At 62.0% G+C, this 13,117-nt stretch carries 10 protein-coding genes; 7 read left to right on the forward strand and 3 right to left on the reverse strand.

Translation table 11 applies throughout. From position 1 onward, the window contains the following. Nucleotides 1-119 precede the first annotated feature (119 nt). The 7 genes from PSR88_RS27370 to PSR88_RS27400 all read left to right on the forward strand — a co-directional run bounded on the left by PSR88_RS27370 (nucleotide 120) and on the right by PSR88_RS27400 (nucleotide 8,841). Entirely contained in the window at nucleotides 120-491 is a 372-nt protein-coding gene (locus PSR88_RS27370) for a hypothetical protein (RefSeq protein WP_016883646.1), read from the forward strand. Between the two features lie 532 nt (nucleotides 492-1,023). Further along, nucleotides 1,024-2,538: a sugar transferase gene (locus PSR88_RS27375; protein WP_016883645.1), complete on the forward strand. Its 1,515-nt coding sequence runs from the start codon at nucleotides 1,024-1,026 to the stop codon at nucleotides 2,536-2,538. An 85-nt stretch (nucleotides 2,539-2,623) separates the two neighbouring features. Continuing rightward, on the forward strand, nucleotides 2,624-3,712 hold the full coding sequence (locus tag PSR88_RS27380) for a glycosyltransferase family 4 protein (protein WP_016883644.1): 1,089 nt from the start codon (nucleotides 2,624-2,626) through the stop codon (nucleotides 3,710-3,712). A 54-nt stretch (nucleotides 3,713-3,766) separates the two neighbouring features. After that, nucleotides 3,767-4,873 (forward strand): DUF1972 domain-containing protein, encoded by a 1,107-nt coding sequence (locus PSR88_RS27385; RefSeq protein WP_037197515.1) that lies wholly within the window; start codon nucleotides 3,767-3,769, stop codon nucleotides 4,871-4,873. A 42-nt stretch (nucleotides 4,874-4,915) separates the two neighbouring features. Beyond that, nucleotides 4,916-6,325: a membrane protein gene (locus PSR88_RS27390; protein WP_029539541.1), complete on the forward strand. Its 1,410-nt coding sequence runs from the start codon at nucleotides 4,916-4,918 to the stop codon at nucleotides 6,323-6,325. A gap of 138 nt (nucleotides 6,326-6,463) precedes the next feature. Next, nucleotides 6,464-7,540 (forward strand): Coenzyme F420 hydrogenase/dehydrogenase, beta subunit C-terminal domain, encoded by a 1,077-nt coding sequence (locus tag PSR88_RS27395; RefSeq protein WP_342338555.1) that lies wholly within the window; start codon nucleotides 6,464-6,466, stop codon nucleotides 7,538-7,540. Between the two features lie 17 nt (nucleotides 7,541-7,557). Continuing rightward, the gene (locus PSR88_RS27400) at nucleotides 7,558-8,841 is read left to right on the forward strand and encodes a lipopolysaccharide biosynthesis protein (protein ID WP_016883640.1); all 1,284 of its coding nucleotides are present in this window, start codon (nucleotides 7,558-7,560) and stop codon (nucleotides 8,839-8,841) included. Here the strand turns inward: PSR88_RS27400 and PSR88_RS27405 are convergent. Genes PSR88_RS27405 through PSR88_RS27415 form a run of 3 tightly spaced genes read right to left on the reverse strand, consistent with a single transcriptional unit; the run spans nucleotide 8,826 to nucleotide 12,787 of the window. Beyond that, nucleotides 8,826-9,941 carry a polysaccharide pyruvyl transferase family protein gene (locus PSR88_RS27405; RefSeq protein ID WP_016883639.1) on the reverse strand — a complete coding sequence of 372 codons (1,116 nt, stop codon included), beginning with the start codon at nucleotides 9,939-9,941 and terminating at the stop codon, nucleotides 8,826-8,828. The genes PSR88_RS27400 and PSR88_RS27405 overlap by 16 nt on opposite strands. Next, a complete protein-coding gene (locus PSR88_RS27410; RefSeq protein WP_029539540.1) occupies nucleotides 9,938-10,903 on the reverse strand; it encodes a glycosyltransferase family 2 protein in 966 nt (321 codons plus the stop codon). Before PSR88_RS27410 ends, PSR88_RS27405 begins: the two co-directional genes overlap by 4 nt. A 51-nt stretch (nucleotides 10,904-10,954) precedes the next feature. Then, nucleotides 10,955-12,787, reverse strand: a complete 1,833-nt coding sequence (locus PSR88_RS27415) for a DUF4012 domain-containing protein (RefSeq protein WP_016883637.1) — start codon at nucleotides 12,785-12,787, stop codon at nucleotides 10,955-10,957. Nucleotides 12,788-13,117 lie beyond the last annotated feature (330 nt).

The raw sequence follows: 13,117 nt of genomic DNA on the forward strand, positions 1-13,117 counted from the left end.
TCGGGGGAGGCGCGATTCATCCGATGCACGACCTGATCGGAGGACAGACGTGGGCACCGGGACGGGAGAGAGTTGTCTCGTACCGGGATCAGCCGTTCACGTAGACAGGAGCCTTCGGCATGTCACCTATCTCCCGCATCGAGGTCGCCCGAGCCCGGCGGTCTCGCCGCGTGTTGTTCGTCGGCAATCCCACCCGCTACAACGATGTGTCGCAGTGGGCGATGGTCCGGCAATGGGTGGCCCTGCACGGAATGGAACCGATCCGCGAATTCGAGGGAGACGTGCTCTGCGTCATTGTCACCGAGGACATCCTGGACGGACGTTGTTCGCCGAAGGAATCGGCTGCCGTTCAGCGCGCCCGTGCGCTCGGCGTGCCGTGCATCAGCGTCCATGACACGACCTTGATCTGGCAGGTGACTGCCCGCGTTCGGGCGAGGATGGGACGGCCGCAGGTCGGTGCGTCGGCCGCGCCCCACCGTGGCGGGGCGTGACACGGGAGAGCGTCGATGCCGGACCGTTCGAATTCTCGAGTCGGTCACCGAATTTCGGTGCCGACTCGTGAAAATTGTCTTCGATTCGGTGATGGGATCGCATACGTCTCGCAATCGCCAACTTTGGGTATGCAATTCGAGTTCTGGAAGGACCTCGAGTGTGCGCAGACACCCCGATGCGGACTTGACTGCGTGAAAATCCTTCTGCCCGAACACCTGTGGTCAGTTTGCCGAAAACGACTGTCCCCGAACCAAATGTAGGAGCGAATAACCGCTGCTCAGTCCGTATTTAGTGCAGACCGCACGGTCTCATGTCGCCGGTGCGGATGAGACAGGACGGAATCGCGCTGATAGCGTCCACACTCGTTGTGAATGTTCGATGTCGTCTATCTACATGGCGGTGCTCGGGGCACTTCTGGTTTTTTCTCGTTGGTGACGACGGCACTGTCCGCGTCCGGAGATCCGCTGTCGTGAAACGGCCGACTCGACCATCACACTCTGCCGACGGTCGGTTCGACAGTGGAGGGGATGCATGGCGACGTTCAACTCGACTGTGGACAGATCTTCAGCTGTTCACAGCGTTGCGGCGGTTCCAGCGCACCGAGGGGTCGCACGCCGACACTGGCTGGCCGTGTACATCAGGCGAATTCTCCTCACCGACACCCTCGTCGTGGTGGCAGCGGTGGCCCTGGCTCAATGGGTGCGCTTCGGAGGCCCCGGGTCGCTTGTCGACTCGCGCACTCTGAGCAATGTGAGCTACGGCCTGATTTCCGTCGCTCTCGTGGCGTCGTGGCTCGCCATGCTCGCCGTCTTTCACGTGCGATCCCCACGAGTGGTCGGGAGTGGCCCGGAGGAGTATCGACGCATCGCCACCGCGACGCTACGACTGTTCGGGCTCATTGCGATCGCAGCGCTCCTCCTGCAGCTGGAATTGGCACGGCTGTACCTGGCAATCGCATTCCCCACGGGTCTACTCGGTCTTCTGCTGACCCGTTGGATGTGGCGGCGCGTCCTCGCCCGCAAGCGTGCTCGCGGGCTGTGCCAGACATCCGTCTTGGTCGTCGGAGGCGAACACTCCGTGCGCAACCTCGCCAGGAGCTTCGACCGTGGAACAGCGGACGGGTACAACGTGGTCGGGGTATGTGTCCCAGCTCATTACCGGTCGTCCGGCGACACGATCACCGTGGACGGACGATCGATTCCGGTACTCGGCGACGAGCACGACGTCGTCGATGCGATCGAGCGATCCGGTGCCGACACCGTCGCGGTCACGGCGACCGAGCATCTCGGCCATCACGGGCTTCGTGAAATGGTGTGGGACCTCGAGCAGTTGGACGTCGACATGGTGGTCGCTCCGGGAATGATGGACGTCTCCGGGCCGCGCCTCGAGATGCGACCTGTCGCGGGTCTGCCTCTGATCCACGTGGAGAAGCCGCGCTATCACGGCGCGAAGCGATTCGGGAAGACGTCGTTCGACCTGCTCTTTGCCACTGTTGCGCTCGTGTTGACGAGTCCCGTGATGGTCGTTGCAGCGGTGGCGGTCAAGGCGACGAGTCGAGGGCCTGTGTTCTACAAGTCGGAACGAATGGGCATGGATGGCAGGCCGTTCCCGATGCTGAAGTTTCGGTCGATGGTGGATGACGCCGACAAGCACAGCGCGACCCTGAGCGGGCGCAACGACGGTGCCGGAGTTCTGTTCAAATTGCGAGAGGATCCGCGTGTCACCCGTGTCGGCCGAGTCATGCGCAAGTTCAGCATCGACGAGTTGCCACAGTTCATCAACGTGCTGCGACGCGAAATGAGTGTGGTGGGACCGAGACCTCCCCTGCGGGTCGAGGTCGAGTCCTACGAGAGCGAGGTGCATCGCCGACTCCTGGTGAAGCCCGGTGTCACCGGCCTGTGGCAGGTGAGCGGGCGCTCGGACCTGTCGTGGGAGGACTCGGTGCGTCTGGATCTGTCCTACGTCGAGAACTGGTCGATGGTCGGCGACATGCTGATCATCGCCAAGACCCTGAAGGCTGTGGTGGCGAGTGACGGCGCGTACTGATCCACGACGAGGACGTCAATGATGCGGTGCCTATCTCGAGATGTGTTTCGAGGCAGATCGACACGGGAAAGCTGGTGATCTTTTAATGCGAATCCTGGTCGATGCCTATTGGTGGGTCGATGGCCCGTATTCGAACCGGCTCGTGTTGCGGGAGATCGTCAGCAGATGGCGGGCGGTGTTCCCCGACGATGAACTTGTTCTTGCGATTCCGTCCAAGTGGAGTGACTCCGATGCAGAGTTGCCTGCGGGAGTCGAGCGTATTTCGACGCGAATGAGACGGCATCCGGCAATCAACGCGATCGAGCTTCCCCTCTACCTCAAGTCAGGGCGAGATTTCGACGCCATGTTTCTGCAGAATTTCGGTGCACCGACCTCGAGCGCTGCGGTTCTCGTTCATGACGTTCTCTTCCAGAGCAACCCTGAGTGGTTCACGAAGATCGAGCGACTTTACCTCTCGGCAATTCCGATCCTCGCGAAACGCACCGGCCTCGTCATGACCACTACGCAACACGAGGCGAAGCGCGTAGCCGCGTACAACTCCCTCTCGTCGGAAGTGGCTGTGACGGGCCTTGGGCTGTCGACGACACTTCTGACCGCTCCTGCGCGAAAGCCATCGTTCGGATTGAAGTCCCACGCGTTCTTGCTGACTGTAGGCCGACTGAATATCCGCAAGAATCTGGAGAACACCATCGCCGCCGCGATCGAATCAGGTGCAATCTCAGAGCATTTTCCCCTCGTCGTTGTCGGTCAGAGATCGGGCCGCTTCTCGGAGTCCAGTGTGGTCAGGTCGGGGGTGGCCACGGGTGCAGTCATGTTCGTCGAATTCGCGCCGGATGACGAGTTGCGGTGGCTCTATGAGAACTGCGCGCTCTTCTGTTTCCTGTCTCTCGGTGAGGGATACGGCCTGCCGCCGGTGGAGGCGGCGTACTTCGGCGCGCGCGTTCTCGTGAGCGACATACCGGTCTTCCGAGAGAATCTCGGCGGAGCTGCGGAGTATGTCGATCCTAACGACGTCTCGGCGATCTCGAACGCGATCACCGATTTGTTGGCCCCAGCCAGGCATCAACGGGGATATACGACGCCGCCGGGTGCGGAATGTCGAATAACAGGGGACTGGGACTTCACCGTGGAAACCATCAGAACTGCTATCGCGGAACTAGCCGACAGCACGTAGTACCGACCGCTTGTTTGTGAACAGTGTGGTTTCGACAGGAAGAGCAGGAGTTCAATGACGTCAGTGGGCCGTTCGGTTGCAATCATCGGTACGAGGGGCTATCCGAGTTACTATGGCGGCTTCGAGACCCTGATCCGGCGTCTCGCTCCGTGCCTCGCGGAGAAAGGGTGGGATGTCACCGTCTATTCACGGCCGGGCGCAACGGTCCCTACCGATCCCGCCCGCGACAGGAGAGTCGTTGTTCGCAACACGCTCGGGTTCGAATCGCGCTCGCTCAGCACGCTGTCCTACGGGCTGACATCTTGCCTGGATGCGGCGGTGAAAAGGCCCGACGTTGCCCTTGTTCTGAACGTGGCGAACGGGTTCTGGCTCCCTGCGCTGAAGTCACGTGGAATTCCCACTGTCGTCAACGTGGATGGGATCGAATGGGAGCGCGCAAAGTGGGGAAAGGGCGCCAAGAAGGTGTTTCGCACCGGTGCCTCCCTCACGGCGCGTTACGCGACGCGCTTGGTAGTCGATTCCCTCGAAATCAAGCGTCGGTGGGAAAACGACTTCCAACGTGAGGGCGATTTCATACCGTACGGAGGCGACTTCGTCGCTCCGCTTCCCCCCGTCGAGGGACTCACTCCGAAGAAGTACGTACTGATGGTGGCACGGTTCGTTCCGGAAAACACCGTGGTCGAGTTCTTCGAAGCTGCAGAAGTCCTGAGTCGCGATCGCGACGTCGTCATCGTCGGATCATCGGGGTACGGAGGCGAGTTGGATGAGCAGGTGCGCGCCCTGGCGCAGCGAAATGAACGGATCACGTGGATGGGCCACGTCAGCGACGACCGAAAACTGTTCTCACTATGGCAGAACGCCGGAGCCTACTTTCACGGTCACAGTGTGGGTGGAACAAATCCGGCGTTGGTTCAGGCTATGGCGTGCCGAGCACCCATCGTCGCCCGGGACACCGTGTATAACCGCGAGGTACTCGGTGACGCAGGAAGATTTGTCGCGGCCGAATCCTCGGCGATCGTCACCACGGTGAAGGACGTTATCGCCGATTCGGCAGGCCAGCAGGTAATGCGAGATCGGGCGCTCCAACGGGCGTACGACTACTACACCTGGGAAGATGTCTGCCAACGTTACGAAGAGTCTCTCCTCGCGGCGATCGGCTGATCCTCTTTGAGTTGTTCGACAAATCTCCAAGGACCTTGATTGATGATTGCGCAGTCCACTGAACCTCGACGTGTCGCCGGTTGGCGCACTCTCGTCCACGAGCGCGACAGGCATGAGTTGGTGACCCTCGCGCTGGTGGTCGCTGTTGTCGTGTCCTCCTTCCTCGGCCATTACGGTGTGGCGATAGCCGGTTACAACGTCCGCGTCGAGCAGGTGGTCCCGCTACTCCTCGTAGGGTGGCTGATTGCGTGGGCGCGGACCAGGGCCGACTTCTTCCGCGCCCTGACACATCCGGTGGTGCTCGTCTTCGGTGCGTTCATCGCCTGGAATGTCGTCGCCACGCTGATATTCTCTCCGAGCCTCGGAAAGAGTGCGTCGATCCTTGTGTGGTTTGTCATCGATCTACTGCTGCTCGCGGGAATCATCTCGCTCGGCACGCGCGCGATATGGGCTGAGAACACAGGTATACGTTGGGTCGTTCCATGGGGACTGGCAGGATTCGCCGCGTTCATCGTCGCCAACGTTTCACACGGCGGCTTCACACCTGGTACGGATTTCGACGGGATGTACCAGGTCTACGTAGCGCGCATGACGTCGCAGGAAGCGAACATCTATGCGTCGATCCTCGTGTTGTGGACGCTTCTCCTGGTGGCGCGAAAGGGTCGCAACCGACTCTGGATGATCGCCGCTGCCGTCGCTGTGCCTCTGGGAGTTATCGGTTCACAAACGCGCACTGCCGTCTTCTGCCTGGTCTTAGGTCTGATCGTCTATCTCGCGTACGAAGTGGTGCGCTCGCATCAGAACGGTCGGCAACGCACAGGGCTGTGGTTCGGCCCGGTGCTCGTGATCGTGGGGATTGCGGTCGGCTACGGCGCTGCAACCCTCCTTCCCGCCTTCGGTGAGGATGTCGGGCGGGCAGAACCGGCAGCGACGGCGTCGTCCTCCACTGCGGAGGCACTCGAGCCGTCGGGGAAGTTGGGTGACATCGACTTTCAGGGCGGAAACATCGGTTTCAGGATCGAGGTAGCGAAGGCTGCCGCCGAAGACATGCACGGAGTACACCTTTGGCTCGGCAACGGCACCAACACATTCAGTCTGCGCCACGACCAGCCAGGCTCGCCCGGAGTTCCCGGCCACATCATCATGCTTCCGGTGCAAATACTCTACGACGTGGGCATCGTCGGTTTGTTGTTGTTGGTGGGGCTCGTCGTCACGGTGTTGCGCCACGTGCCGTGGCAGAGAAGACCGATTGCCTACGCGGTCGTGGTGACGTTTGCCGCCGCAGCAACGATGACCAGCATGTTCTGGTTCGGCGTTACCTGGATCATCATGGCGTCGCTGATCCGTCCGATGACAGACGAGGATGAGGGGACGAATGTCGACGGGGATTCCGCCGCGCACGGGGACGACGACAGCTCCGCGACGGCATCCACTGCGATGAAGGGACTCTGACTCATGCACCGGAACCTCCTGCACGCCGAGATCGCGGAGGTCGTGCGACGCGGAAACTGTTCCGGTTGTGGGGCATGTGCGCAACTCGACAAGGACGTTGCCCTGGCACTTGCGGACAACGGATTCATCCGTCCCCGTATGAGCTCGTCCGATTCGTCGGAAACCGACCCGACAGCCTTGGCGGAGTTCCGCCAGTCGTGTCCCGGTATTTCCGTGCAGGCACAGCGTCCAGCCGATGCCACCCGTCACGATTTCCTGGGCCCGATAGTGTCGATCTGGGAGGCCTACGCACTTGACGAGGACATCCGATTCAAGGGAAGCAGTGGTGGCACCCTCACGGCCCTGAACGAATGGTTGCTCGCCACCGGGCAGATCGACAGTGTCGTCGTCGCTGCCGCCGCGGAGTCGGGTCCTGCGAGGACCGAATCGATTGCAGTCCGGACGAGATCGGGTGTCGTCCGGGCCGCAGGGTCACGGTATGCACCCACTGCGAATGCGGCGGTGGCCGACATCGACAATCCAGGGTCAGCGGTCGTCGGGAAGCCCTGCGAGATAGCCGCGCTGAGAGCGCTTGCGAAGTCCCGCGATCAACAGCCTCCGCTGCTGCTTTCATTCTTCTGCGCGGGTGTACCCAGTCAGCACGCGACCGACTCCCTGATCCGCGAGCTCGGCGTGGACGAGGACACAGAGTTGGCAGCAATGCGATACCGGGGGCATGGCTGGCCAGGCGACTTCTACGCGGAGGATGCACGGGGCAACTCGGTTCGGACGACTTATGACGACTCGTGGGGGAAGCATCTCGGGCCGGCCGTCCAGCAGCGTTGCAAGCTGTGTCCGGACGGCGTCGGCGAAAGCGCGGATATCTCTGCCGGTGACTTCTGGCGCGCGGACGCCAAGGGCTACCCCGACTTCACCGATCAGGATGGGCTCAGCGTTCTGATCGCGAGGACAAGGCGAGGCGAGGAGGTCATCCGGCGTGCCGCTCAGGAAGGCGTGATCTCGGTCCGCGCCGTCGATCCAGACGATGTTGCGGCTGTACAACCGTTCCAGGTGGTTCGGCGTGCCACCCTGCTGGGACGTCTAGCGGGAAGCAGGCTTGCGGGACATCCGACGCCCCGGTATCGCGGCTTCCGCCTGTGGTGGTTGGCGTTGCGATCACCGGCCAGAACCCTGCGTGCCGCGGCCGGAACGTTTCGACGGGCCCGGCGATGGTAACTGGTAGCGATGCGCGGATGAAAATCTCGGCGGCTGTCCAGTCGCCGAGCATCATTGCGGTGACACGACTGATCGTCCAGCTTTCCCCCCTGATCACTGCTCCGGTGATCGCGCGAGAGTTGGGGCCCGCAGGGCGGGGCCTCTATTCGGCCTGCTTCGCCGCCACGGTTCTCGCGCCGGTAGTTCTGGGGATGGGGCTACCGCTTGCCGTGCGCCGGCGTGCGTCGACAGGTGCTCCTGACGCGACGCTACGTGCCGTATACCTTGTTCTGCCGTTCTTGGTTCCGGTGGCAGTTGCGGTTGGCTTCCTGATCGAGCGGTATGTCGTCACTGAACTCGATCCCGACAGTGCCAGGGCGTTCATTTTCGGGATGGGTTGTTCCGTTGGATTCATCGCAACACTCTGCTTTCAGAGCGTGTTGATCGGAGGCCGGCGGTACGGCGCTATCGCGCTTCTGCAATCGACGCAACCAGTTGCACTTACATTCGGAGTCGCCCTCGGATGGATTCTCGGAAGCCTGACCCTGCCGTGGATACTTGTCTGTGCGGCTGCGAGCACACTTCTGTCCACCCTCATGGGGGTGTATCTCACGCGTATATCGCCGCGTGGACCGAGATCGCGCCTTCGTCCACTGGCGCGAGAAAGCATTGCCTTTTCCGGGAGTCAAGCGGCAGAGACCGCGTCGAATACGCTTCCTCAGATCATCGCAGTGGTCGCGATCGGGGCTCACGATGCGGGATTGTTTGCTATCGCGATAACAGTTGCGAGCTTGCCGATGACCCTGGGGCACACGATTGCGTCCGTAATGTTCCGGGATGCCGCTGCCTCGGTAGGGGAGGCGAATATGCGCCTGTCGGCGTTGTCGATTCGTATCACCGCCCTGACCGCTATCGTGCCTGTCGTGGTGTTGGCATGTACGACGCCCCTGCTCATTCCTCTCATCTTTGGTGAGGGCTTCCGGGGTTCGGTTTCGATCACTCTGATCTGTCTGTGCGGATCGGTCCTTCTAGCCGTGAACTATGTTGCGTCACAGATGCTTGTGGCGCAAGACAAAGGTGTCCTCATGACCGCCGCGCAGCTAGTCGGACTGGGCCTGAGCGTCGCATTGATGTTCGTTCTGGGACCTGCTCTGGGCGGCGCAGGGGCGGCGCTGGCGTCTGTTGCGGGCTGGCTGTTGACAACCCTAGCGAGCGTGCGTGCCCTCCGATTGAGTGCCACGTCGTTGCTGTTTCACGCCGGTGACCTCCCTCAAGCCTTCACTGTCGTGACCAAGGGCCACATCGATCACAGCGCTGTCTGACCGACACCGATGTCGCCGAGGGTGGCACCGAGTTCGTCCATTCTCGAATCGGTCCCGACAAGGAGTTGCAGCACCCGGTTGCGTGCCACGGTGAAGTCCGTCGAGTCGATGAGGATGAGGGTCTCGCGAGCTGGATCCGTGGTCGTTCTCAGATCGACGTGCAGGTTCCACCCCAGCGCATCCATCAGCGGTGCGAACTTGCGCGAGTACGCCCAGGGAATCGCCGGCGTACCCACGGACAGCGAGTTGAGGCAAGCGTGCATGCGCGCACCGACGACCACATCGGCCGTGGCGAGAATGCCGCGAACCGATGTCAGGGAGTCCGGAACGAGGATCTCGACCGAGTCTCCGAAGTGCCTCCCGAGTTCTCGGACTGCCGGTACATCGTTATCTGTCACAGTCGAATCGAGGACGTGGGCTAGGAGGGCGACCCTGCGACCGCGTTGGAGCAGCCCATCGATCAGGGCTGTGACGGATCGACGATAGCTTTCGTAGTCGACGTGCGGATTTTCGTGCCAGAGAAGCCCGGAGACGTTGATCACCACGTCCCGCTCGATATCGGCGGTGTGTTCTGTACGCGGCAGCGCGAACACCAGGTCTGTCGACTCGGACGTCGACTGCCTTCCCAGCTGTTTCGCATACTCGAGACTGACTGGATCGCGGGCGAACACGCTGGTGGCCCGTTGGAGGGATCTCGTCGCGATGATCCGCCCGAGTCTGCTGTCGAAAGGGCCGATCGTCTGGGGCATTAGAATGGTCGGTACTCGCAACTGTGCGGCGACGCGCTGTACATAGGCCATCAAGATAAGGCGTCGAAGCCCGTAGATGTCCGTGAAGCTGTCGCCGGCGCCGGTGTCCAGAATCGCGTCGTATCGGGAGAGTTCCCGCTTGATCGGTCCGCGTGAGCGGAAGACGTCCCGGAGCACGCGTCGCTTGCTGAGTGGGGTGTCGTCGCTGTCCTGGGTGTGGAAGGTCAATTCGGCGTTCGGCCATCTCCGTTCGACTATCGACTCTGTTCCCTCCGCCAGAGCGCGAAGGCCGAGATTCGTCGACTCCCGATCGGCCCAGAGCACGAGGATTCGCGGATTCGGACCGGTCATGCCGTGACCTCATCGATTCTGCTGGATTGCGCGAGAAGTGAGCGGGTGTACCAGAGGAACTTGTGCGACTCGGACCGCCACAGCACTGACCGTTCCGGTGAGCCGAGCGATTTCACGTAGAACGCCACCGATCTCGACAGTAGGCCAGCGGCGACGGAGGCCTTCCACATCACGCTCTGCACACGATTCTGGGCCATCTTCCACTTGTACAAATCGTAGAGATTGATCACCCATGCAGGATTCGGCCTTTTCGATGCGTTGGGGCCTGTACTGCCTCCGACAACGTGGGTTCCCGATTGTTCGGCACTCATGATGATCCGCATGCCGTGTTGCCGTGTGCGGAGACAGAACTCCAGGTCCTCCGCATACATGAACCATCTTTCTGTGAGTCCGCCCAATTCGTCCCATGTCTGCTTGCGGACCATCATGCAGGCCCCGGATACCCAATCCAGCTCGCGCGTTCCGAAATCGTGGGAATGGAGGAGATACAGACCTTCGAAATGAGGATGTCTGTGCGATAGCCGTGAAAGGCCCGAGAAGTGGTTGAACACGCTGACGACGTTGGGTTCCCTGCCGCCTTCGCGGATCTGGAGGCGTCCGGCCGGTTGACTGAGTGTCGGTGCGACGATCCCGACATTTGGCGACTCGTCGAAGATTGTCGCCAGAGCGAGTACGTCTCGAGGGGAGATGCGTGCATCGGGATTGAGCAGCAGTATCGCTCGCCCCCGTGCATGGCGTGCCGCACGGTTGACACCCCGGGCGAAACCCACGTTCTCCTCGTTCCTGACTACGACTGCGTCCGGCGCTTCCTCAGCGAGAACCGCCAGCGTGCGATCCGCGGATGCGTTGTCCAGCACGATGAGTTCGATTCCGTCCTGTCGGGACAGTGGGCGAACGCAATCGCCGATGACGGCTTCGCTGTTGTAGGTCACTATTATCACGGAAACCTGCGACTCGCTCATCACGTTCCTTCGATTCGTGCGCGGGTAGTGCATAACCGACGAACGAAAGGATCATCCACCGCACACTGGCGCATTGACGGTCACTTTCGGATCATCGACGAGCGGCTGGACCGGCACTCGCGCCGCACCCGGTGCAGTGGGCTCGTTCAGCTCGTATCGCAACTCGACGGTCGCGCCCTTCGGGATGGTGACGGGGACCGTGAAGATCGGGTGACCCAGCTCCTTTCCCTGAATGGCGAACGCCTGCCTGCCGTCGATGCTCGCCTTCGTCAGGGTCGCGCCGTTGGTGGACAGTAGCGACACCATGGCGAGATTGGTCCCGTATGGCAGCGGCTTGTCCTTGAAAGTGCCTGCGACGATGCGCGGAAACTTGGTGTCCGGGGTGTTGTTGGTCAGCCGCACGGTGACGGCGGTCGTACGGGTGTCACCGGTGCAAGCGCCGGCGGTGTAGTCGATCTCGCGGTCGAGGTAGTAGTCCAGCTTGTTGCCGCCGTTGTTGTTGATCACGACGCCTGCGTACGGGGCGGGATCCTGGGGAACTGTGTATCCCAGCGTGGTTTCGGCGAGAATCGCCTGTTCTTCCGGATGCGCACTCCACACGGCGATGCGTCGCTCCCCGGCGGCCCTCCCGACCGCGTCGAGAAGTCGCTGGGGTGATTCGATCTTGCCGGTCATCTTCTCGACGACTTTCCCGGCGATGGTCTGCAGGTATTCCTTGCGGTCGGCGTTGTCGGCGGTGTAATTGGCCTCGTCGGTGATGAATCGGGTGTACGCGGTGGATTCGGTCAGTTCCACGACGTTGCCGGCATCGACGACCTCCCCATCGGGCAGGGTGACCGGGCCGACGGCGGCAAGGACGTAGCTCAGTGCCACAGGATCCGTCGCGATTGCTCCGTCCACCTGCTCACCCGACTCCTGCGCCCACATCGACTGCCAGATCCGGCCGGCGTACGGGAAGTGGGAGCTCAGGTTGCTGTTTCGGATGTCGACCGACGGATTGTAGTTGCCGTACATGCTCTTGTAGTCGGGGCCGAGGTCGAGAGGTCGCTTGTCGTAGGACACTTCGGTGTTCTTGCCGAGCTTCTCGATGCCCAGCTTTCCGTCGCTGGCGCGGATGACGCTGTAACCGCCGACGAGTCCGCCGGTGGCGCGTGCCTCCGCGTTGGTCTGAAACGCGAGGAAGTAGCTCCGCGGTCCGTCGAGGCCCAGCATCGCCGGCAGTACTTTGGCGCCGATCGTCGTGTTTTCCAGAAGTTTTGCCACGTCGTCGGTCTGATTCTGTAGCTCGGTCCGCGCATCGTCCACGAGGCCCAGGTATCCCGCGCCTCGAATACGCTGCGCCTGAGTTGCCAGGTTCCGCGCTGCAGTCGACGTCTCCTGCAGCGCCGGGGCCGCGTCGCGCAGCGGCTGGAGTTGCACGCTGCCGCCCTCGCCGATCAGATCCCGGGGTGACAACGCGACGCCGACGTCGACCGCGGGTGTGAGAACGTCGCGAGTGAGCCCGACCACGACGTCGGACATCTGCTGCGCCGATTCGAACGGGGCTCCGAGACCGGGCACGGCTGCCAGGGAACTCCACGGGACCGAGTGCAGGTTGTCCTGTGCGCCCTCAGCCCGTTCCCAGGCCTCGGCCGCCGCTCGCTGGGCGCCCGCCGTGTCGCCGTCGAGCAATGAATCCTTCGCGAGCTGCGCGTTGTCCCGCGCGCCTGTGAGGTTGTGCTGGACCTGCCAGGCCGAGAAGCCGATCCATATGCCGACGGCGACGGCGACAACGCCTGCACCGGTCAGAATGCGCCGGCGGACGGTCCATCGGCGCGGCGCCGTCGGCGCCTCAGCGGGTATCGAACCGTCGCTGTGGGAGTTGTTGGGCGACTTCGCGTCCATTCAGGTCTGCTCCTAGCTATCGAGGATAAGGTTTCTGGTCGCGTAGCTGAACTGCCAGTCGCGGAGGGCATGCGCAGGACTACTGCCGGTCGTGTCGTGGCGAGGGTTTCCGCTGCCGCACTCCCGTTTTCTGCGAAGTTCGTGGACTTGCGCCAACCTGTCGTATCCTCCAGTGTCCGTGTCTGTTCCGGTTGTCAAAGAGTAAGGGTAAGCGCCGTCATGTTCCTGTTCGGTGGTGGCATGGGTACCCGCCGCACGAGCGCTGCGAATGAGCTGGGACTGCGAGTAGGGTCACCGTAACGATTTCCTCTGCAACACCCATACGTATAC

Origin of the sequence: Rhodococcus sp. DK176 (assembly GCF_038447315.2) — a bacterium.
GTDB classification, from domain to species: domain Bacteria; phylum Actinomycetota; class Actinomycetes; order Mycobacteriales; family Mycobacteriaceae; genus Rhodococcus_F; species Rhodococcus_F jostii_A.

Bases quoted from the DNA above. Each gene is read 5' to 3' on its own strand.
- PSR88_RS27370 (WP_016883646.1), top strand. From the start codon at position 120: ATGTCACCTATCTCCCGCATCGAGGTCGCCCGAGCCCGGCGGTCTCGC.
- PSR88_RS27375 (WP_016883645.1), top strand. From the start codon at position 1,024: ATGGCGACGTTCAACTCGACTGTGGACAGATCTTCAGCTGTTCACAGC.
- PSR88_RS27380 (WP_016883644.1), top strand. From the start codon at position 2,624: ATGCGAATCCTGGTCGATGCCTATTGGTGGGTCGATGGCCCGTATTCG.
- PSR88_RS27385 (WP_037197515.1), top strand. From the start codon at position 3,767: ATGACGTCAGTGGGCCGTTCGGTTGCAATCATCGGTACGAGGGGCTAT.
- PSR88_RS27390 (WP_029539541.1), top strand. From the start codon at position 4,916: ATGATTGCGCAGTCCACTGAACCTCGACGTGTCGCCGGTTGGCGCACT.
- PSR88_RS27395 (WP_342338555.1), top strand. From the start codon at position 6,464: ATGAGCTCGTCCGATTCGTCGGAAACCGACCCGACAGCCTTGGCGGAG.
- PSR88_RS27400 (WP_016883640.1), top strand. From the start codon at position 7,558: ATGAAAATCTCGGCGGCTGTCCAGTCGCCGAGCATCATTGCGGTGACA.
- PSR88_RS27405 (WP_016883639.1), bottom strand. From the start codon at position 9,941: ATGACCGGTCCGAATCCGCGAATCCTCGTGCTCTGGGCCGATCGGGAG.
- PSR88_RS27410 (WP_029539540.1), bottom strand. From the start codon at position 10,903: ATGAGCGAGTCGCAGGTTTCCGTGATAATAGTGACCTACAACAGCGAA.
- PSR88_RS27415 (WP_016883637.1), bottom strand. From the start codon at position 12,787: ATGGACGCGAAGTCGCCCAACAACTCCCACAGCGACGGTTCGATACCC.